At 71.1% G+C, this 18,159-nt stretch carries 21 protein-coding genes; 12 read left to right on the top strand and 9 right to left on the bottom strand.

From position 1 onward, the window contains the following. Nucleotides 1–55: 55 nt before the first annotated feature. Nucleotides 56–2,434 (bottom strand): ATP-binding SpoIIE family protein phosphatase, encoded by a 2,379-nt coding sequence (locus IF78_RS0110390; RefSeq protein WP_051827645.1) that lies wholly within the window; start codon nucleotides 2,432–2,434, stop codon nucleotides 56–58. A 254-nt stretch (nucleotides 2,435–2,688) separates the two neighbouring features. On the opposite strand from IF78_RS0110390, the gene IF78_RS0110395 reads away from it, so the two are divergent. Continuing rightward, on the top strand, nucleotides 2,689–3,582 hold the full coding sequence (locus IF78_RS0110395; RefSeq protein ID WP_031482581.1) for a glycosyltransferase family 2 protein: 894 nt from the start codon (nucleotides 2,689–2,691) through the stop codon (nucleotides 3,580–3,582). Nucleotides 3,583–3,899: 317 nt separating this feature from the next. On the opposite strand, the gene IF78_RS0110400 is transcribed toward IF78_RS0110395, so the two are convergent. The 3 genes from IF78_RS0110400 to IF78_RS48345 are packed head-to-tail and all read right to left on the bottom strand — an operon-like array spanning nucleotide 3,900 to nucleotide 6,558. Continuing rightward, nucleotides 3,900–5,603, bottom strand: coding sequence for a bifunctional 3'-5' exonuclease/DNA polymerase (locus tag IF78_RS0110400; RefSeq protein WP_031482579.1), 1,704 nt, complete (start codon nucleotides 5,601–5,603; stop codon nucleotides 3,900–3,902). Nucleotides 5,604–5,637: 34 nt separating this feature from the next. Next, nucleotides 5,638–6,405 (bottom strand): Clp protease N-terminal domain-containing protein, encoded by a 768-nt coding sequence (locus IF78_RS0110405; protein ID WP_031482577.1) that lies wholly within the window; start codon nucleotides 6,403–6,405, stop codon nucleotides 5,638–5,640. A gap of 3 nt (nucleotides 6,406–6,408) precedes the next feature. Next, complete coding sequence (locus tag IF78_RS48345; protein ID WP_158751330.1) at nucleotides 6,409–6,558, bottom strand: hypothetical protein; 150 nt, start codon at nucleotides 6,556–6,558, stop codon at nucleotides 6,409–6,411. 65 nt (nucleotides 6,559–6,623) lie between these two features. On the opposite strand from IF78_RS48345, the gene IF78_RS0110415 reads away from it, so the two are divergent. Continuing rightward, nucleotides 6,624–7,739, top strand: a complete 1,116-nt coding sequence (locus tag IF78_RS0110415) for a DUF2786 domain-containing protein (protein WP_051827648.1) — start codon at nucleotides 6,624–6,626, stop codon at nucleotides 7,737–7,739. 12 nt (nucleotides 7,740–7,751) lie between these two features. Here the strand turns inward: IF78_RS0110415 and IF78_RS0110420 are convergent, their stop codons facing one another. From IF78_RS0110420 to rpmB, 4 genes are all read right to left on the bottom strand, one after another. Further along, on the bottom strand, nucleotides 7,752–8,270 hold the full coding sequence (locus IF78_RS0110420) for a DUF4232 domain-containing protein (protein ID WP_031482573.1): 519 nt from the start codon (nucleotides 8,268–8,270) through the stop codon (nucleotides 7,752–7,754). Nucleotides 8,271–8,322: 52 nt separating this feature from the next. Next, nucleotides 8,323–8,859 (bottom strand): hypothetical protein, encoded by a 537-nt coding sequence (locus IF78_RS0110425; protein WP_234439829.1) that lies wholly within the window; start codon nucleotides 8,857–8,859, stop codon nucleotides 8,323–8,325. Nucleotides 8,860–8,985: 126 nt separating this feature from the next. Then, nucleotides 8,986–9,291: a 30S ribosomal protein S14 gene (rpsN, locus tag IF78_RS0110430; protein ID WP_031482569.1), complete on the bottom strand. Its 306-nt coding sequence runs from the start codon at nucleotides 9,289–9,291 to the stop codon at nucleotides 8,986–8,988. Further along, nucleotides 9,291–9,527, bottom strand: coding sequence for a 50S ribosomal protein L28 (gene rpmB, locus IF78_RS0110435; RefSeq protein WP_031482567.1), 237 nt, complete (start codon nucleotides 9,525–9,527; stop codon nucleotides 9,291–9,293). Before rpmB ends, rpsN begins: the two co-directional genes overlap by 1 nt. 61 nt (nucleotides 9,528–9,588) lie before the next feature. Between rpmB and rpmG the strand changes: the two genes are divergently transcribed. The 5 genes from rpmG (at nucleotide 9,589) to IF78_RS0110460 (ending at nucleotide 12,094) form a co-directional block, all read left to right on the top strand. Further along, the gene (gene rpmG / locus IF78_RS0110440) at nucleotides 9,589–9,753 is read left to right on the top strand and encodes a 50S ribosomal protein L33 (RefSeq protein WP_030573688.1); all 165 of its coding nucleotides are present in this window, start codon (nucleotides 9,589–9,591) and stop codon (nucleotides 9,751–9,753) included. An 8-nt stretch (nucleotides 9,754–9,761) separates the two neighbouring features. After that, on the top strand, nucleotides 9,762–10,010 hold the full coding sequence (locus IF78_RS0110445) for a type B 50S ribosomal protein L31 (protein WP_031482563.1): 249 nt from the start codon (nucleotides 9,762–9,764) through the stop codon (nucleotides 10,008–10,010). A 13-nt stretch (nucleotides 10,011–10,023) separates the two neighbouring features. Next, nucleotides 10,024–11,208 (top strand): CobW family GTP-binding protein, encoded by a 1,185-nt coding sequence (locus tag IF78_RS0110450; RefSeq protein ID WP_031482561.1) that lies wholly within the window; start codon nucleotides 10,024–10,026, stop codon nucleotides 11,206–11,208. 7 nt (nucleotides 11,209–11,215) lie between these two features. Next, complete coding sequence (gene rpsR, locus IF78_RS0110455) at nucleotides 11,216–11,449, top strand: 30S ribosomal protein S18 (RefSeq protein ID WP_031482559.1); 234 nt, start codon at nucleotides 11,216–11,218, stop codon at nucleotides 11,447–11,449. 426 nt (nucleotides 11,450–11,875) lie between these two features. Further along, nucleotides 11,876–12,094 carry a DUF397 domain-containing protein gene (locus IF78_RS0110460; protein ID WP_051827660.1) on the top strand — a complete coding sequence of 73 codons (219 nt, stop codon included), beginning with the start codon at nucleotides 11,876–11,878 and terminating at the stop codon, nucleotides 12,092–12,094. A gap of 94 nt (nucleotides 12,095–12,188) precedes the next feature. On the opposite strand, the gene IF78_RS0110465 is transcribed toward IF78_RS0110460, so the two are convergent. Further along, the gene (locus tag IF78_RS0110465; RefSeq protein ID WP_037640089.1) at nucleotides 12,189–12,692 is read right to left on the bottom strand and encodes an ATP-binding protein; all 504 of its coding nucleotides are present in this window, start codon (nucleotides 12,690–12,692) and stop codon (nucleotides 12,189–12,191) included. Between the two features lie 354 nt (nucleotides 12,693–13,046). Here IF78_RS0110465 and IF78_RS0110470 point away from each other — a divergent pair, with 354 nt between their 5' ends. From IF78_RS0110470 to IF78_RS0110490, 5 genes are all read left to right on the top strand, one after another. Continuing rightward, nucleotides 13,047–13,871, top strand: a complete 825-nt coding sequence (locus IF78_RS0110470) for a helix-turn-helix domain-containing protein (RefSeq protein WP_051827662.1) — start codon at nucleotides 13,047–13,049, stop codon at nucleotides 13,869–13,871. Nucleotides 13,872–13,985: 114 nt separating this feature from the next. Beyond that, nucleotides 13,986–15,446, top strand: coding sequence for an aldehyde dehydrogenase family protein (locus IF78_RS0110475; protein WP_031482552.1), 1,461 nt, complete (start codon nucleotides 13,986–13,988; stop codon nucleotides 15,444–15,446). 69 nt (nucleotides 15,447–15,515) lie between these two features. Further along, nucleotides 15,516–16,157, top strand: coding sequence for a PadR family transcriptional regulator (locus IF78_RS0110480; protein WP_031482550.1), 642 nt, complete (start codon nucleotides 15,516–15,518; stop codon nucleotides 16,155–16,157). Nucleotides 16,158–16,231: 74 nt separating this feature from the next. Then, nucleotides 16,232–17,197, top strand: a complete 966-nt coding sequence (locus IF78_RS0110485) for a daunorubicin resistance protein DrrA family ABC transporter ATP-binding protein (RefSeq protein WP_031482548.1) — start codon at nucleotides 16,232–16,234, stop codon at nucleotides 17,195–17,197. After that, nucleotides 17,194–17,955: an ABC transporter permease gene (locus IF78_RS0110490; protein WP_031482546.1), complete on the top strand. Its 762-nt coding sequence runs from the start codon at nucleotides 17,194–17,196 to the stop codon at nucleotides 17,953–17,955. Before IF78_RS0110485 ends, IF78_RS0110490 begins: the two co-directional genes overlap by 4 nt. The last annotated feature ends 204 nt before the right edge of the window (nucleotides 17,956–18,159 follow it).

An 18,159-nucleotide genomic window follows, 5' to 3' on the forward strand; every position in this document is an offset into this window, starting at 1 on the left:
GACGGCGACCGCGCCTTCCAGGCGGGCGGTTCAGCCGACCAGGAATGCGGGCGGTTCAGCCGACCGGCAGGGGCTGTTCGGCCCAGATCGTCTTGCCGGTGGGGGTCTGGCGGGTGCCCCAGCCCTGGGTGAGCTGGGCGACCATGTGCAGCCCGCGGCCGCCCTCGTCATAGGTGCGGGCGCGGCGCAGATGGGGGGCCGTGCTGCTGGCGTCGGAGACCTCGCAGATCAGGGTGCGGTCCCGGATCAGGCGCAGTCCGATGGGTACGTCGCCGTATCGGATGGCGTTGGTGACCAGCTCGCTCACCACCAGCTCGGTGACGAACGCGGCCTCCTGAAGGCCCCAGGCCGCCAGTTGCCGCGAGGTCTGCGCGCGGGCGTCGGCCACGACCGCCGGGTCGGACGGCAGGGCCCAGGCGGCGACCTGGTCGGCGTGCAGGGCGCGGGTGCGGGCGAGGAGGAGGGCCACGTCGTCGGCGGGGCTCTCGGGGAGCAGGTCGTCGAGGATGGCGTCGCAGGTGGTCTCCAGCGACGCCGCCGGGGAGGCCAGGGCCTCGCAGAGCCGGTCCAGGCCGAGGCCGACGTCGCGCTCGCGGGAGATCAGGCCGTCCGTGCAGAAGGCGAGCAGACTGCCCTCGGGCAGCTCCAGCTCGGTCGCCTCGAAGGGCAGCCCGCCGACGCCGAGCACGGGACCGGGCGTGAGGCGGACGACGCCGACCGTGCCGTCGGGGAGCAGCAGGGCGGGCGGGACGTGACCGGCGCTCGCGAGGGTGCAGATCCGGGAGACCGGGTCGTAGACGGCGTACAGGCACGTCGCGCCGACCCCGCCGGTGTACGGCAGTTCCCGGACGACGCTGTCGTCGTCCGAGGTGAGGTGGGTGACCAGGTCGTCGAGGTGGGTGAGCAGCTCGTCCGGGGGCAGATCCACGTCGGCGAGGGTGCGTACGGCGGTGCGCAGCCGGCCCATGGTGGCGGAGGCGTGGATGCCGTGGCCGACGACGTCGCCGACGACCAGGGCGACCCGGGTTCCCGACAGCGGGACGACGTCGAACCAGTCGCCGCCCACGCCGGCGCCCGTGCCGGCGGGCAGGTAGCGGTACGCCACCTCGACGGCCGCCTGTTTCGGCAGGTCGCGGGGGAGCAGGCTGCGTTGGAGGGTGAGGGCGTTGGTGCGCTCGCGGGTGTAGCGGCGGGCGTTGTCCACGCCGACGGCGGCCCGGCCCGCGAGTTCCTCGGCGAGGACCAGGTCGTCCTGCTGGAAGGGCGGGGAGCGCTTGCCGCGGACGAAGACCGCGACGCCGAGGGTGGTGCCGCGGGCCCGCAGCGGGGTGGCCACGACCGAGTGGAAGCCGTGCTCCCGGACGACGGCGGCCCGTGCCTCGTGCTCGGCCACCCAGCGCTGGAAGTCGGGGTCCTCCTTGCCGCTGAGGACCGGTCGTCCACCGGTCAGGGACCGGGCGGGCGGCGAGAACGGCGGATAGGTGTCGATCCCATCGAGGTCGACGGCGGCCTCGGGCACGGTGGCCCTGCCCCCGGTGACCGACTGGTGGGCGACCCGGCGCAGCACCACGGCGGCGTCGACCGGCCCCGGCACCGGCTCCTCCCCGCGCATCACGGAGTCGAGCAGATCGACGCTGGCGAAGTCGGCGAGCCTCGGGACGGCCAGATCGGCCAGCTCCTGGGCGGTGCGGGTCACGTTCAGGGTGGTTCCGATCCGGGTGCCCGCCTCGTTCAGCAGGGCCAGCCGCTGCCGGGCGGCGTACTGCTCGCTGCTGTCGAAGGCGGCGGTGCCGACCCCGGCCACCTCGCCGGAGGCGGGGTCCCGCACGGGCCACAGCTCGATGATCCAGGAGCGCTGCCGGACGGCGGCGTCGGGCGGGGCCGGGGCGAACCCCTCGTAGCGCATCGGCACGGCCTCCTCGGCGGCTCGCCGCACGCAGCTGAGGAACCCCTCGTCGGCACGGGCCTCTCCGAGCGGGTCTGCCTCGGCCCTCGCGTTCAGCCGCCACGAGCCCGACGCGGCGCTGTAGGTGGACAGGGCGATCGAGGACTGGGCGAAGGCCCACTCCACCATCCGCCGGTCGCGCTCCGAGCCGGGCGTTCCCGTGGTGGCGGTGACGACGAAAGCCTGGGTCGCGCCGTCGCCGTCCAGGGACGGGTGGGCGTGCAGGGTCAGTTCGACGCGGCGCCCGTCGCGGTGCCTGAGCACGGCCGTGCCGCTCCATTCCTGGGAGCCGACCGGGGAGAAGCCGGTAGCCTCGCGGCCAATGAGAAGGTCGGCGGCGCTTCGTCCCACCACCTCGGAGGCGCGGTACCCCAGCATGTGCCGGGCACCCTCGCTCCACCCCGTGACAACGCCCTCCAGGCTGATGGTGGCTGTCGCGGCATCTGCCGACCACCCGCTGCGACCGAGCCCCTGATCAAAAACGGCCATCACTGCTCAATTCGCGCTGGTGATGTTACTCACGGTTCCAGCGTGCGCGTCGCGGGAGAATCGGACAAGTCGGATTCCCGTGCATGGAAATGGCCACGCGTCGGGCCGCATTTTCCAGCGCGCCCGCATCCCCGGAGCCCGTCGGGATCCTTCAGTCCGTCGACCACCCTGCGATCGGCGAACTTAAGACGTCTTTACCGTGAACCACTAGCATCGCGCCGGTAATCGCAGTCGGCACGAGGTGGGGGCGGGTCATGACGGAGCCAAGGATCGCCGTCGCCGTGGTGACCATGGGCACCCGCCCCGACGAACTCGACGCGCTGCTCCAGTCCGTGGCCAAGCAGGACCTCGCCCCTCACCGCATCGTCATCGTCGGCAACGGCTGCCCCCTGCCCGACTTCGCCGCGCGCCTGGACCTGCCCGGCGAGGTCACGCCGATCGAGCTCGACGAGAACCTCGGCTGCCCCGGCGGACGCAACGCGGCCCTCGCACGGCTGCGGGAGTTCGGGGACGTCGACATCGTGGTCGACCTGGACGACGACGGACTCCTCGTCGACGCCGACGTACTGCGCCGCATACGCGACCTGTACGCCGCCGACGACCGGCTCGGCATCATCGGCTTCCGCATCGCCGACGAGCACGGCGAGACACAGCAGCGGCACGTGCCCAGGATCGGCAAGTCGGACCCGCTGCGGGGCGGCTACGTCACCGGCTTCCTCGGCGGCGGGCACGCCCTGCGCATGGCGATGCTGGCCGAGACCGGGGACTGGCCCGCCGAGTTCTTCTTCGCCCACGAGGAGACGGATCTGGCCTGGCGCGCCGTCGACGCGGGCTGGCGCATCCTCTACGCCCCCGAACTCCTCCTCCAGCACCCGAAGACCTCACCCGCCCGGCACGCCATCTACTACCGCGTCAACGCCCGCAACCGCGTCTGGCTGACCCGCCGCCGACTCCCCCTCGCCCTCATCCCGGTCCACCTGGGCATCTGGATCCTGCTCACCCTCGCCCGCAACCGGTCCCTGGGCGGCCTCCGCGCCTGGTTCGGCGGCTTCCTGGAAGGCGTACGCGAACCGGCGGGCGAACGACGGCCCATGCGGTGGCGTACGGTGTGGCGGCTGAGCCGACTGGGACGACCGCCGGTCATCTGACCTGGAGAGCGGGGAGCCGGGAAGCCGGAGAGTCAGGGATCCGGAGGGTCAAGAGGACCGAGGATCCGGAGGGCCAAGGAGCCCGAGCGGGACGCGGGCCCCGATCGATCACCTCTGTCGACCGGGACCCGTACGCGCCCCCGGATCCGGCCGCGGCGGCGGCGCTCCCCCGAGCTGCGCGTCGTACGCACGCGCCGTCGGGCCGGATCCGATGTAGTGATCAGATTAAGCCATGTTGACGGAACGCCAACATCTGGCCAACGCTGTTCGGCTCGAGGGGCGTTCGGTCGAACAGAAGCCGGTGGAGCGCGCGGTGATCACTTCGCGTCCGCATAACACTCCACCACCGCCGTGGTGAACGGAAACCGCACGGGCGTCTCCCCGAACGTCAGCCGTCCGGCCAGGTCGGACGCCTCCCGGATCGCCGTCACGACGGCCTCGGCCTCCTCCTCGGGACAGTGCACGATCACCTCGTCGTGCTGGAAGAAGACGAGTTCCGCCGCCATCCCCGCACAGGCACGGCGCAGCGCGGCGAGCAGCAGCAGGGCCCAGTCGGCGGCGCTGCCCTGGACGACGAAGTTGCGGGCGAAGCGGCCCCGCGCGCGGGCGTTGGTGGAGGCGTAGCCCGGCACCCACTCCTGCGGCCCGGAGCCGTCGGACGGGTCGGCCTGCCCGTCCGACATCGGGATCCCCGCCTCCTCGGCCGCGTCGTCCGTCGCCCCGGCAGCCGGAGGACACGTCCGCCCCAGCCACGTCCGCACGAGCCGCCCCTCCTCCCCGGCCCGCGCCGCCTCGTCGACGTACGCCACCGCCTTCGGGAAGCGGCGTCTGAGCGCGGCGAGGTTCTTGAGCCCGTCGCCGGAGGTCTGCCCGTAGACGGCGCCGAGCACGGCGATCTTGGCCTGGTCGCGGTCTCCGGAGAAGGCGCGGTCGGAGACGGACTGGTACAGGTCGGTCTCCCGCCCGGCCACCTCCATCAGCCCGGGATCACGGGAGATCGCGGCGAGCACCCGCGGCTCCATCTGGTCGGCATCGGCCACGACGAGCCGCCAGCCCGGGTCGGCCACCACCGCACGCCGGATGACCTTCGGGATCTGCAGCGCGCCCCCGCCGTTGGTCACCCACCGCCCGGTGACCGTCCCGCCGGCCAGGAACTCCGGCCTGAACCGCCCGTCGCGCACCCAGTCCTGCAGCCAGGACCAGCCGTGGGCCACCCGGATCCGGTACAGCTTCTTGTACTCGACCAGCGGTTTCACGGCCGGATGGTCGATGGACTCGATCTCCCAGCGGCGCGTCGATCTGATCCTGATCCCGGCCTGCGCGAAGGCCTTGATGACGTCCGCGGGCAGATCGGGCCGCACCCGGCGCCCGAAGGCGGCGGACACCTCGTCGGCCAACTCGGCCAGCCGCCGCGGCTCCCCGCCCCCGGCGTACCGCTCGCCGAGCAGCTCGTGCAGCACCCGGCGGTGCACCTCGGCGCTCCACGGCAGCCCGGACCGGTTCATCTCGGCGGCGACGAGCATGCCCGCCGACTCGGCCGCCGTCAGCAGCCGCATCCGCTCCGGGTGGGTGGTCCGATCGTGCCGGCGCTGCTGGTCGGCGTAGACCTCGACGAGGTCGGCCAGCGGCACATGGACGGCCTGCGGCTCGAAGAGCGGGGACTGCGAGCCGGGTTCGGCGGAGCGCTGCGGCGGATCGGGCGGCACGGGGCCCCCGCGCAGCCGGGCGAGGGCGGCGGCGGCCGACCTCGGCTCCCCGGACCGCCCCTCGTGACCGAGCAGGAGCGTCTCGGCGTCCTCGATGTCGTAGCACCGCTCCACTCGCACCCCCGTGGCGAGCAGTCGCGGATAGACCTCGGCGGTGGACCGCCACACCCACCGGGCGACCTCCGGCCGCCCCCGCACGGCCCCGGCCGCGTCCGCCTCCCGCCGCACCGGGCCCGCGAGCAGCCCGTCCGGACCGAGGGGGGCGATCTCCACGCCGCCGTCCTCGGCCGGAGCGAGCGCCCACCGGTCGGTCATGCTGCGAGTGTGGCACCCGGGTCTGACAACGGCCTCAATCCTGTGCCTCGCCCTGCTCGCCGGCCTTCTTGGCCGACTCCTCACCGCTGTTCAGGAACTGCGAGAGCAGTCCGACGACGTACTCCTCCATCGCCTCCTTGGTGAGGCCGAGCCCGGACAGCACTCCGGTGCCGTTCTCGAACTCCAGGAGGGCCAGCAGGATGTGCTCGGTGCCGATGTAGTTGTGGCCGAGGCGCAGGGCCTCGCGGAAGGTGAGCTCCAGGACCTTCTTGGCGTCGGAGCCGTAGGGGACGAGCTCGGGGACCTCGTCGGCGGCGGGCGGCAGCGCGGCGGTGGCGGCCTGGCGCACGGAGTCCAGGAGGACGCCCTGTGCCGTGATCGCCTTCGCGGCGAGGCCGTCGGGGTCGGCCAGCAGGCCGAGGACGAGGTGCTCCGGGCGGCCCTCGGGATTGCGGGCCGCGATGGCCTCGTTGTGCGCGGCCATCACGGCGCCCCGGGCACGCGGCGTGTAGCGGCCGAAGCCCTGCTGCGGGTCGAGGTCGATCGACTCCTTGGGCACGAACCGCTTCTGCGCGGCCTGCCGGGTGACGCCCATGCTCCTGCCGATGTCGGTCCAGGATGCGCCCGACCGGCGGGCCTGGTCCACGAAGTGCCCGATCAGGTGGTCGGCCACCTCGCCGAGGTGATCGCCGGCGATCACCGCGTCCTGGAGCTGGTCGAGGGGCTCTTCGTGGACCTTCTTGATGGCCGCGATGAGTTCGTCGAGACGTACGGATGACGTGATGCTCGGGTTCATCGACATGTGTCAACCGTAGGTTGACGCCATGAGAGTGTCAACCCGCGGTTGACGATCAGGCGCGAAGAGGCCATAGCGCCGCATGTACTCGGCCTGCGCGAGGGCGGAGAGTTTCACGGCGTCGGAGTGGTCGAAGCGGACGTGGCGGATCTCCTCCATGAACTCCATGACGGCGGAAGGCAGGTGCGGCCCCCGGTCTCCCGCAACGGATTTACGATCCCCTGGTGAGCACGCCCAGCACAGTCGACCGCGCCTTCGAGGCCGCCCTCTACGACACCGGCCACACCGCCCTCGACACCGGCGCCTCCCTCCTCGCCGCCGCCCCCGAGGCGGACGCCGAACTCGCCCGGCGCGGCCAGGAGTTCGTGGCGGCCGCCTGGCGACGCGGCTGGCAGCCCGCCGACGTCGTACGGCTCGCGCGGCGCGACCTGGACGACGTACACGTACAGCTGCTCTCGGCACTGATCCGCGCCCAGCAGCCGTACGACCGCCCGCGCGGCCCGCGCTGGAACGCACAGCTCGACGACCTGCCCGCCGAGGCCCCGCCCCGCACGGACCGCTTCTCGCACGCGACCGCCGTCCTGGAGCTGTACCGCCTCCTGCTGCGCCTGCCCACGCTGGAGCCCCTGGACCAGGCGGCCGAGCCGGCCACCCGGGGCACCGGGCCCGAGTCCCGCATGCTCACCCGCGTCCGCGCGCTGCTGGCGAAGGCGGAGGCGACCGGCTTTCCCGAGGAGGCCGAGGCGCTCAGCGCCAAGGCGCAGGAGCTGATGGCCCGGCACAGCATCGACGAGGCGCTTGTCTCCACGCGCGAGCACGCCCCGAAGGACGCGCCCGGCGCCTGCCGGATCGGTGTGGAACCGCCCTACGAGCAGGCGAAGGCCGTCCTGCTGGACGCGGTGGCGACCGCCAATCACTGCCGTGCCGTGTGGAACGAACCCTTCGGCTTCTCCACGGTCGTCGGCTTCGAGGCCGACCTGGAGGCGGTCGAGCTCCTCTACACCTCGCTGCTCGTGCAGGCCCAGACCGCGATGACGAAGGCGGAGGCGGCCCAGCGCGCCGGCGGCCGCAAGCGGACCAAGACCTTCCGGCAGTCGTTCCTGGCCGCCTACGCCCACCGCGTAGGCACCCATCTGACCGCCGCCGCCCGGACGCAGGTGACCCAGGACCTGCTCCCGGTCCTCGCCTCCCGCGAGGTGGCGGTCACCGACCGCCTGGACCGCATGTTCCCGGAGACGACCACGACCCGCCTGCGCGGCGTCAGCGACGAGGCGGGCTGGGTGGAGGGCTCGGAGGCGGCCGACCGGGCCCAGATGAGGTCCAGGCGGCCGCTGCGCTGAGCCGCGTCCGCGTCAGTCGCCGGACTGCTGGAACCCGGTCACCGAGGCGTCCGGGGTCTGCCCGTCGCTCTTCAGCGCGACGTCGCCGTACGACCACTTGAAGCTGCGCGGCTCGCTCGCCCCGGGCAGGTGGATCTTGACCGACTCCACGCCGAGGCTCTTGGTGCCGCCTCCCCGGACGTAGGTGAGGGTGAAGGAGGTGGTGGCCTCCTTGGCGAGGGTCCTCTTCGTCGCCGGGGCGCCCTCGTCGGCCCCGACGCTGGTCACGGTATTGCCCGCGTCGAACTCGACGGCCGGCAGCCCGTCCAGGACGCACTCGGCGCCGCCGCGGTTGGTGACGGTGACGGGGACGTTGCCGGTGTCCCCGGTGGCGGGGGCGGCGTTGGCGGGCCCGAACTTCACGGACAGCTGGTCGGCACAGGTGGAACCGGCGTTGTCGTCCTGGTCGCCGTCCCCGTCCCCGCCGCTGCCACAGGCGGTCAGGACGAGGGCCGCGGCGAGGGCGGCGACGGTGCGGGAGGTGGCGCGCATGAGGTGCTCCGGGGAAGGACGTCGGTGATCGCGTGGGTCACCGAATCAAACCTCATGACCCCAGGCCGGCCGTGGGCAGCCCCGACGGCAGCGAGCCGCCCTCCGCCCTGGTGTAGGCCTCCGAGCCGAAGCCGCCCCAGGTCACCGTCAGCGACTCCTTGCCGACCGAGCGGACCGTCCCGGTCGCCCGGTCCTTGCTGCCGTCGGTGCACTTGAGGCGGATCACCTGTCCCCCGTCCTCCTTGCCGACGGTCCCGCTGCACACGGTCCCGCCGGTCGCGAAGAGCCCGGCCTCCGTGCCGTTGACCATGAGCGCGACGGCCTTGCCGCCCTTGGTCGTGGCGAGCCAGCTGCCGTCCAGGCCATCGGCCGCCGAGCCCGACCCGCCCGTACCGCCGCCCGTGTCGGCACTGGCGGAGGCGGAGGCGCTGGGACGGGCGTCGGCAGTGGGGGTGGGGCCGGAGTCGGAGTCGCCGTCGCCGCTGCAGGCGGTGAGGGTGAGCGCACCGGCCAGGGACGCGGCCACGGCCGCGACCCGCATGCGCCGGCCCGACATCGTGCGCGTACGCGAGAAAGTCGCCGAGGTCACTGGAAGCTCCCAAGCTGTAGCGGTCGGCATACGGCCGAATCGGCCTGCCTGGCCGAAACGACCGCAGCAAGTTACCAGGGAGTCCTGTCCGGAACCGGGAGTCCGGAACCCGGAAGCCCGCCGGACCTACCAGGACGCCTTGCGCACCCCCGGCAGGTACCCGGCGTGCGCCTGCTCCCGCAGCCCCACCCGGGACAGCCCGAAGTCACGGAAGTAGCCGCGCGGCCGCCCGTCCACCTGGTCACGGTTGCGTACGCGCGTGGCGCTGGCGTCCCTCGGCTGCCTGCGCAGCTCGCTCTGGGCCGCGAGCCGTTCGGCCTCGCTGGTCGACGGCCGCCGGATGATCTCCTTCAGCTCGGCCCGCCGCGCGGCGTACCGGGCGACGACCTCCTGCCGCTGCTGGTTCTTCGCGATCTTGCTCTTCTTGGCCATCAGACCTTCACTCCCCGGGCGCGGATACGGGCGACGGCCGCCTCGACACCGATGACGTCGACGGTCTTGATCCCCCTGGCGCTCAGCCGCAGCCGCACATACCGGCCCTCGCTGGGCAGCCAGTAGCGCTTGGTCTGGATGTTGGGGTCGAAGCGGCGGGACGTCCGCCGATGGGAGTGGGAAATCGTGTTGCCGAAACCCGGCTGGGCGCCGGTCAGCATGCAGTGGGCGGACACGGTGACGAACCTCTCCTCAGTCTCTGGTGTTAATGGAATTCATTTTCAGTAAGATAGCAGCATGGCACGCAACGAACTCCGCCCGGTCATCAAGCTCCGGTCCACCGCCGGCACCGGCTACACCTATGTGACCCGAAAGAACCGCCGCAACGACCCGGACCGCATGACCCTGCGCAAGTACGACCCGGTCGCCGGCCGCCACGTCGACTTCCGAGAGGAGCGCTGAGGACCGCCATGCGCAAGGGAATCCATCCGTCCTACGGCCCGGTCGTCTTCCGTGACCGCGCCGCGAACCACGCCTTCCTCACCCGCTCGACGATGACCAGCGAGAAGACGATCGAGTGGGAGGACGGCAACACCTACCCGGTCGTCGACGTCGAGATCTCGAACGTCAGCCACCCCTTCTACACCGGCACGGCCCGCGTCCTGGACACGGCCGGCCGGGTGGAGCGCTTCGAGCGCCGCTACGGGAAGCAGGGCTGACCAGGTGGCCGTGATGTCCGGGCTCTCCGTCGTGATCGTCGGAGGGCTGCACGCCGACGCCCGCAAGGCGGCCGTGGAGCGGCTGCTCGCCGACGTCGCCGACAGCGTCGTACTCCACCACGACCTGTCGACGGCCGCCGCAGGCACGGTCGTACGCACCATCCGCGACGCCACCGGCATCGTCAGCGCCGGCGAGGCGCCCCTCGTCAACGACTGCGCCTGCTGCGCCCTGCGTGAGGACCTGGTGCCGGAACTGATCCGGATCCGGGACGCGGGCGGCACCCGGATGGCGGTCGTCGAACTGTGGGACTCCGTGGAGCCCAAGGCCATGGCCGAGGTGGTCACGGCCGGCGGGCTCCGGGTCACCGGCGTCATCACCGCCGTGGACCCTGCCCTCGTCCTGCCCTACCTGGGCAACGGCGACGACCTGGCCGAGGGCGGGCTGGCGGCCGCGGCGACGGACCAGCGCACGGTCGCCGACACCTTCGCGCGGCAGCTGGAGTACGCCCCTGTTCTCGCCATAGCCGACTCCCCGGAGGCCGACGACGAGGACCGCGAGCTGCTGGCCCAGCTCCACCCGACGGCCCGCCAAGTTCGGATCGACGCCTCGCCCGTACCTGCCGACGACCTGACGGTGCCGGCCCCGCGCCACCGTCCGCTCACGCCCCTCGCCCAGGCGGCGCTGGCCGGCTTCGACGTCGAGTCCGCCGCCGCGGCCCAGCACCCGGCGTGCGCCCTGCTCCCCGCCGAGGCGGACGCCCACGGTGTCTCGACCCTCGTCTGGCACCGGCGCCGTCCCTTCCACCCGGAACGGCTCTACGAGGCGCTGGAGGACATCACCTGCGCGGCCGCGCGCAGCCGGGGCCGGTTCTGGCTCGCCGACAAGCCTGACGTGCTGCTGCACTGGGACGCGGCGGGTGGCGCCCTGTGCGTGGAGAGCGCGGGCCCCTGGCTCGCCTCGCTGCCCGACGCGGCCTGGGACATGGTCCCGCCGGTGCGCCGGGCCGCCGCCGCGCTGGACTGGCACCCCGAGCACGGCGACTGCTGCCAGCACCTGGTCTTCACGTCCCCCGGGCTCGACCGGGACGGCCTCGCCGAGCTCCTCGAGTCGTGCCTCCTCACGGACGCCGAGTACGCCGCCGGCCGCGACGCCTGGAAACAACTCCCGCCCGCCTTCGACACGCTCCTGGAGGTCTGAACTCCCCATGCCCCGCAAGACCGACCGCAAGCCGGCCAAGTCCCGCCCCAACCCGCTGGACCAGGCCGGAATCACCTACATCGACTACAAGGACACCGACCTTCTGCGAAAGTTCATCTCCGACCGCGGCAAGATCCGCAGCCGCCGAGTCACCCGAGTGACGGCCCAGCAGCAGCGCCAACTGGCCAAGGCCATCAAGAACGCCCGCGAGATGGCGCTCCTCCCGTACGCCGCCCGCTGAGGCGCGGCCGGGACCGAGCGATGCGGCCGACGCCGAGAGGCGGCGGCCGCATTCTGCATTTCCGCCCCCAACTCCGCTAAGCGGAACGGCACTTGGCGCTTGGAACAACAACGCCGCGGAACGCGTCTCTTCCTAGTGCACGAGGGATTCGCCCCCAGCGACCGCAGTCGACTGACGCTGTGATGCGACCCTGGGGCATGCGCTGGAACCCATGCAGGGCCGCGTACGTCACAGGAGTAACCGCAGGAACACCCCGCGTGCACGTGCATCTGCTCATGTAGGTGCACGTGAAACACAGCTATGATCCGGGAGCAGTTGACCACCGCAGCACCAGCTGCGCACCAGCCGCACCACCTCTCGCATCAATGGCCTCGAAGCCACCGCACCACCGGGGAGCGACCTGTGGACCACGACGTGTACAACGGCATGGCAGCCACGGCTCTGACCGGGGTGGCCTGGCAGAAGAGCAGGCACAGCAACTCCCAGGGCTCCTGCGTGGAGTTCGCCCGCCTTCCCGGCGGCGACGTCGCCGTACGCAATTCCCGCTTCCCGGACGGCCCCGCCCTCGTCTACACCCGCGCGGAGATCGAGGCGATGCTCCTCGGCATCAAGGACGGGGAGTTCGACCATCTGATAGCCGGCTGACCCGGTAGGGAAATCGGCGTCTTCCGTAGCGTAACGACCGTATCGCGCACGGTGACGCGCGTAGAACCGCGGCGTCAGCAAGCGCCGCGGTTCGTCATTCCGCCGGAGCCGGGGCCGCGGCGGGCGGCGGTGACTGAAGGCGGAACAGCGCCCAGACCACCTTCCCGCTGAGCGTCCCCTCCATCGGATGCCACCCCCAGCCGTCACTGAAGGAGTCGACGAGGAACAGTCCTCGCCCGGACTCCGCCGAGAAGTCGTCGGAGTCGCGCGCGACCGGACTGTCGTGACTGGGATCGCGCACCGCGCACACCAGCCGCTCCGTCCACCGCATCAGGTGCAGCCGAACGGGCGGCGTCTGCTCGGGCATTCGCTGCACACCCGCCGGCAGCGCATGCCGCAGCGCATTGGTCACCAACTCCGAGACGACGAGGCAGACATCGTCGAAGCGATACCCCAGTTCCCACTGGTCAAGGGTGCGCCGGGTGAACTTCCGCGCCTCGCGCACCGCTTCGTAGCGGGCGGGCAGCGCACAGGAGGCGGCGTTGGACACGGCTGCGGGATCCAGCGGCGGAAGGCCCTGCCGTAACGGCTCGAGCATGGTCGATCCATTCGTCCCCATGCGAGGCACTCCCGGGAATTCGCGGTCGTTGCGATGCAGCGGTTGCGCGGGACCATGGTTTCGGATGCGCAGAGCAGATGCAAGGGCAGATGCACGTGCACGTGACCGAATTGGACGCTCCCGTACCGCTTGTTGGCCATTTTTTCCGCCAACTTCATGCCCTCTCCTTGTCTTCTGCTCACCCCTTCCTGAGCGGAATCCTTGTCTTCTTTCCGTCTCTGTAATCGGACGAGTACTGCTCGAAGTGATTTAGTGGCAGACTGCGGGCCCAGAAGACGGTTGGGGAGGCTGGCGAACGTGAGCGCGGGAGAGCCCGGATCGGTGGTGCGGCGCATGCTGCTCGGCTCGCAACTGAGGCGACTTCGGGAAGCACGCGGGATCACGCGCGAGGCGGCGGGTTACTCGATCCGCGCCTCCGAGTCGAAGATCAGCCGGATGGAGTTGGGCCGGGTGAGCTTCAAGACGCGGGACGTCGAAGACCTGCTGACGCTGTACGGCATCACGGACGAGGCGGAGCGCAACTCACTCCTCTCCCTCGCCCGCGAGGCCAACGTCGCGGGCTGGTGGCACAGTTACTCGGACGTCCTGCCCAGCTGGTTCCCCACCTACGTCGGCCTGGAGGGCGCGGCCAGCCTCATCCGGGCGTACGAGGTGCAGTTCGTGCACGGCCTGCTGCAGACCGAGGACTACGCCCGCGCGGTCGTGCGGCGCGGTATGAAGGGCGCGAGCGAGGCGGACGTCGAGCGGCGCGTGGCGCTGCGCCTGGAGCGGCAGAAGTACCTCATCTCCGAGAACGCCCCCGAGTACCACATCGTCCTGGACGAGGCCGCGCTGCGCCGCCCCTACGGCGACCGCGGGGTGATGCGCGGGCAGCTCCAGCACCTGATCGAGATCTCCGAGCACCCCAATGTGCGGCTGCAGGTCATGCCGTTCAGCTTCGGCGGCCACTCCGGGGAGTCCGGCGCCTTCACCATCCTCAGCTTCCCGGAGTCCGACCTCTCGGACGTCGTCTACCTGGAGCAGCTCACCAGCGCGCTCTACCTCGACAAGCACGAGGACGTCGCCCAGTACGAGCGGGCGCTGAAGGAACTCCAGCAGGACAGTCCGGGGCTGGACGAGAGCCGGGATCTCCTGCGGGGACTCCTCCAACTGTCTTGAGTGGACTCCTTCAACTCGCTTGAATCGCAAGTACGATGACGTGTGATCAGACCGTGAAGACGATCGCGATGGCGACCATGCCGATCGGGTGTCTGCCAGAGATTGAGGGATCACATGTCGTCCTACTTCACCGACCTGGCTCAGCAGTACATCGACGGTGAGTGGCGCCCGGGCACCGGCTCCTGGGACATCATCGACTTCAACCCGTACGACGGCGAGAAGCTGGCGTCGATAACCATAGCCACGGTCGACGAGGTGGACGACGCCTACCAGGCGGCGGCTCGCGCCCAGAAGCAGTGGGCCACGACCAATCCGTACGCCCGCCGGGCCGTCTTCGAGAAGGCGCTGCGTCTGATCGAGGACCGCGAGCAGGAGATCTCGGAGACGATCATCGCCGAGCTCGGCGGCACCCGGCTGAAGGCGGGCTTCGAGCTCCACCTCGCCAAGGAGTTCCTGCGCGAGGCGATCCACCTGGCCCTGCGCCCCGAGGGCAAGATCGTTCCCTCTCCGGTGGACGGCAAGGAGAACCGCGTCTACCGCGTTCCGGTCGGCGTCGTGGGCGTCATCAGCCCCTTCAACTTCCCCTTCCTCCTCTCGATCAAGTCGGTCGCCCCGGCGCTCGCGCTCGGCAACGGCGTGGTCCTCAAGCCGCACCAGAACACCCCGGTCTGCGGTGGCTCCCTGGTGGCGAAGATCTTCGAGGACGCGGGGCTCCCGGCCGGCCTGCTGAACGTCGTCATCACGGACATAGCGGAGATCGGCGACGCCTTCATCGAGCACCCGGTCCCGAAGGTCATCTCCTTCACCGGTTCCGACAAGGTCGGCCGCCACGTCGCCACCGTCTGCGCCTCGCACTTCAAGCGCTCGGTCCTCGAACTCGGCGGCAACAGCGCGCTGGTGGTGCTCGACGACGCCGACATCGACTACGCGGTCGACGCGGCGGTCTTCAGCCGGTACGTCCACCAGGGCCAGGTCTGCATGGCCGCGAACCGCGTCCTGGTCGACCGGTCGGTCGCGGAGGAGTTCACCGAGAAGTTCGTCGCCAAGGTGAAGACCCTCAAGGCCGGCGACCCGAGGGACCCCGAGACCGTCATCGGCCCGGTCATCAACTCCTCCCAGGCGGACTCGATCGCGGCCGTCGTCGAGCAGGCGATCGCCGAGGGCGCCACGGCCCTGGTGCGCGGCACCACGACGGACAACCTCGTCGAGCCCTCCGTCCTCACGGACCTCCCGGCCGGCTCGCCCCTGCTGAAGCAGGAGGTCTTCGGCCCGGTCGCCTTCCTCGTCCCCTTCGACGGCGAGGAGGAGGCCGTACGCCTCGTCAACGACACGCCGTACGGCCTGAGCGGCGCCGTCCACACCGCTGACATCGAGCGGGGCGTCGCCTTCGCCAAGCGGATCGACACCGGCATGTTCCACGTCAACGACGGCACGGTCCACGACGAGCCGATCGTCCCGTTCGGCGGCGAGAAGCACTCCGGCCTCGGGCGCCTGAACGGCGAGACGATGCTGGACGCGTTCACGACGACGAAGTGGATCTCGGTGCAGCACGGCCGCAGCGGCTTCCCGTTCTGACCGGACCGTCCGCATACCGGCCCGGGGTCGGCCTCTGCCCCGGGCCGCCGCACGCCTAATCTGGACCGCATGTCAGCGATCCGTCTCCTCGTGCTTGGCGCGGTCCGCCAGCACGGGCGGGCCCATGGGTACCAGGTGCGCAACGACCTGGAGTACTGGGGTGCGCACGAGTGGTCCAACGCCAAGCCCGGCTCGATCTACCATGCCCTGAAGCAGATGGCGAAGCAGGGCCTGCTGCACGCCCACGAGATCGCGCCGTCCACGGCGGGCGGGCCGCCGCGCGTGGAGTACGAGATCACCGAGAAGGGCACCGAGGAATACCTCGGGCTGGTGCGGCAGTACCTGCCGGCCTACGACCAGAAGATGGACGTCAAGTCGGCGGCCATCGGCTTCATGGTCGACCTGCCGCGCGCCGAGGTGGTGTCGCTGCTCAAGGAGCGGATCCGGCGGATCGAGGAGTGGCGCGGGGCGGTCACCGAGCACTACGTCCCCGAGGACGGACCCGAACAACTCGGCCACATCGGCGAGATCATGAACCTCTGGATCCACACGGCCCACGCCGAGGCGGAGTGGACCCGGGGGCTCATCGGGCGGATCGAGGGCGGCGCCTACACCTTCGCCGGAGAGGGCGAGCCGTTCGTCGGTGTCCTCGCGGAGGGCCAGGAGAACCCGTACGCGACGGGGGAGCGGCATCCGGAGGATGCCCGCTAATCAAGTTTGACTAACCCGCACCCCGGGTATTAGCCTCGATCGGGTAGTCAAGTTTGACTAGCGAGGGAGTCTCAGTGGCCGACGCGACGATCATCGTCGAAGGGGCACGCAAGAAATACGGCGGCAAAGCCGGCAAGAACGGACTGGACGGGCTCGACCTCACGGTCGCGCGCGGCACGGTGCACGGAGTGCTCGGGCCGAACGGCGCGGGCAAGACGACCCTGGTCCGCATCCTGTCCACCCTCCTGCGGCCGGACAGCGGCCACGTCGAGGTGGCCGGGCACGACGTGGTGCGGCAGGCGTACGAGGTACGGCTGCGCATCGGCCTCCTCGGCCAGCACGCGGCTCTGGACGAGGAATTGGGCGGCCACCAGAACCTGGAGATGTTCGGCCGCCTCTACCACCTGGGCGCCCGCCACGCGCGCGTGCGCGCCGGCGAGCTCCTGGAGCGCTTCGGCCTCGCGGACACCGGCCGCAAGCCGGTCAAGCAGTACAGCGGCGGCATGCGGCGCCGACTGGACCTCGCGGCCTCGCTCATCACCGACCCGGAGGTGCTCTTCCTGGACGAACCCACCACCGGCCTCGACCCGCGCGGCCGCGCCGAGGTCTGGTCCGCGGTCCGCTCCCTGGTCGGCGGCGGCACGACGGTGATGCTCACCACCCAGTACCTGGAGGAGGCCGACCAACTCGCCGACCGCATCTCGGTCGTCGACGCAGGCCGCGTCATCGCCGACGGCACGGCCGACCAGCTGAAGGCCCTCACCGGAGGCGACCGCATCGACGTCGTCCTGCGCGACGCCGGCCAACTGGGCGCGGCCGTGGCCCTGTTGCCCATACCGAAGGACGACGTCTCCGTCGACCCCGACCGCCGCCTGCTCAGCGCCCCGGTCACCGACCGGATGGCGGCGCTCTCGGGCGTCGTACGCGCCCTGGAGGAGGCCGGAATCGAGGCCGAGGACGTGGCGCTGCGCCGCCCGACGCTGGACGAGGTGTTCCTGCACCTCACCGGGGACGACCGCCGAGTGAAGGAGGCCGCATGAGCACGAACACCTACGCCCTGACCGACTCCTGGACCATGACCCGCCGCGAACTCGCCCACTGGGCGCGGCAACCCGTGCAGGTCGTGGTCAACCTGGTCTTCCCGGTGATGCTGCTGCTGATGTTCGGCTACCTCATCGGCGGCGGCCGGGGCGTCCAGGGCTCCTACATCGACTATCTGGTCCCCGGCATGCTCGCGCTCACCATGGCCTTCGGCCTCGAGGGCACGATGATCGCGGTCACCCAGGACATCAACAAGGGCGTGATCGACCGCTTCCGGTCCATGCCGATGGCCAACGGGGCGGTCTTGGTCGGCCGTTCGGCGGCTGACATGCTCCAGTCGGCGCTGGCACTGCTCGTCCTCATGGGCGTCGGCTACGCCCTCGGCTGGCGCGCGGACGGCGGCCCGGGGGCCTTCCTGGGCGCTCTGGGCCTCCTGCTGCTCTTCCGCTTCGCCATGCTGTGGATCGGCATCCACCTGGCAATGGTGGCCGGGAAGCCGGAGCTCGTGCAGGCGGTGCAGATCCTGGTCTGGCCGATCGGCTTCCTGTCCAACGCGCTCGCCCATCCCGGGACCATGCCCGACTGGCTCGGCACCGTCGTCGAGTGGAACCCGATGTCCCATACGGCGACGGCCGTACGGGATCTGTTCGGCGGCACGGGCACGGAGCACGTGGTCGCGGCGGTCGTATGGCCGTTGGTGCTCCTCGCGGTGTTCTTCCCGCTCGCGGTACGGCGGTTCACGCGCCTGAGCCGTTAGCGGCCCTGGGACAGGACCTATGCCCTGTCGTTTGGATCATCCCGGCGTCGCGGGGCATGGCACGCACTCCCCCACTGCCTTAAGGGCGTGGGGGGACCCCCAGCCGCGTTGTCGTCGGTCGCCGACGCTCCGCGTCGACTCCCTCCTCCGCCTTGCAGCTGCACGCTCCCCCACGCTCGAACCGGCTCGCGCGGGGGCACCCCC

This window comes from Streptomyces bicolor, from assembly GCF_000719285.1.
Lineage (GTDB): Bacteria > Actinomycetota > Actinomycetes > Streptomycetales > Streptomycetaceae > Streptomyces > Streptomyces bicolor.

Coding starts and splice junctions, on each gene's coding strand:
- IF78_RS0110390 (WP_051827645.1), bottom strand. CDS start 2,434: ATGGCCGTTTTTGATCAGGGGCTCGGTCGCAGCGGGTGGTCGGCAGAT.
- IF78_RS0110395 (WP_031482581.1), top strand. CDS start 2,689: ATGACGGAGCCAAGGATCGCCGTCGCCGTGGTGACCATGGGCACCCGC.
- IF78_RS0110400 (WP_031482579.1), bottom strand. CDS start 5,603: ATGACCGACCGGTGGGCGCTCGCTCCGGCCGAGGACGGCGGCGTGGAG.
- IF78_RS0110405 (WP_031482577.1), bottom strand. CDS start 6,405: ATGTCGATGAACCCGAGCATCACGTCATCCGTACGTCTCGACGAACTC.
- IF78_RS48345 (WP_158751330.1), bottom strand. CDS start 6,558: ATGGAGGAGATCCGCCACGTCCGCTTCGACCACTCCGACGCCGTGAAA.
- IF78_RS0110420 (WP_031482573.1), bottom strand. CDS start 8,270: ATGCGCGCCACCTCCCGCACCGTCGCCGCCCTCGCCGCGGCCCTCGTC.
- rpsN (WP_031482569.1), bottom strand. CDS start 9,291: ATGGCCAAGAAGAGCAAGATCGCGAAGAACCAGCAGCGGCAGGAGGTC.
- rpmG (WP_030573688.1), top strand. CDS start 9,589: ATGGCACGCAACGAACTCCGCCCGGTCATCAAGCTCCGGTCCACCGCC.
- IF78_RS0110445 (WP_031482563.1), top strand. CDS start 9,762: ATGCGCAAGGGAATCCATCCGTCCTACGGCCCGGTCGTCTTCCGTGAC.
- IF78_RS0110450 (WP_031482561.1), top strand. CDS start 10,024: ATGTCCGGGCTCTCCGTCGTGATCGTCGGAGGGCTGCACGCCGACGCC.
- rpsR (WP_031482559.1), top strand. CDS start 11,216: ATGCCCCGCAAGACCGACCGCAAGCCGGCCAAGTCCCGCCCCAACCCG.
- IF78_RS0110460 (WP_051827660.1), top strand. CDS start 11,876: ATGGCAGCCACGGCTCTGACCGGGGTGGCCTGGCAGAAGAGCAGGCAC.
- IF78_RS0110465 (WP_037640089.1), bottom strand. CDS start 12,692: ATGCTCGAGCCGTTACGGCAGGGCCTTCCGCCGCTGGATCCCGCAGCC.
- IF78_RS0110470 (WP_051827662.1), top strand. CDS start 13,047: ATGCTGCTCGGCTCGCAACTGAGGCGACTTCGGGAAGCACGCGGGATC.
- IF78_RS0110475 (WP_031482552.1), top strand. CDS start 13,986: ATGTCGTCCTACTTCACCGACCTGGCTCAGCAGTACATCGACGGTGAG.
- IF78_RS0110480 (WP_031482550.1), top strand. CDS start 15,516: ATGTCAGCGATCCGTCTCCTCGTGCTTGGCGCGGTCCGCCAGCACGGG.
- IF78_RS0110490 (WP_031482546.1), top strand. CDS start 17,194: ATGAGCACGAACACCTACGCCCTGACCGACTCCTGGACCATGACCCGC.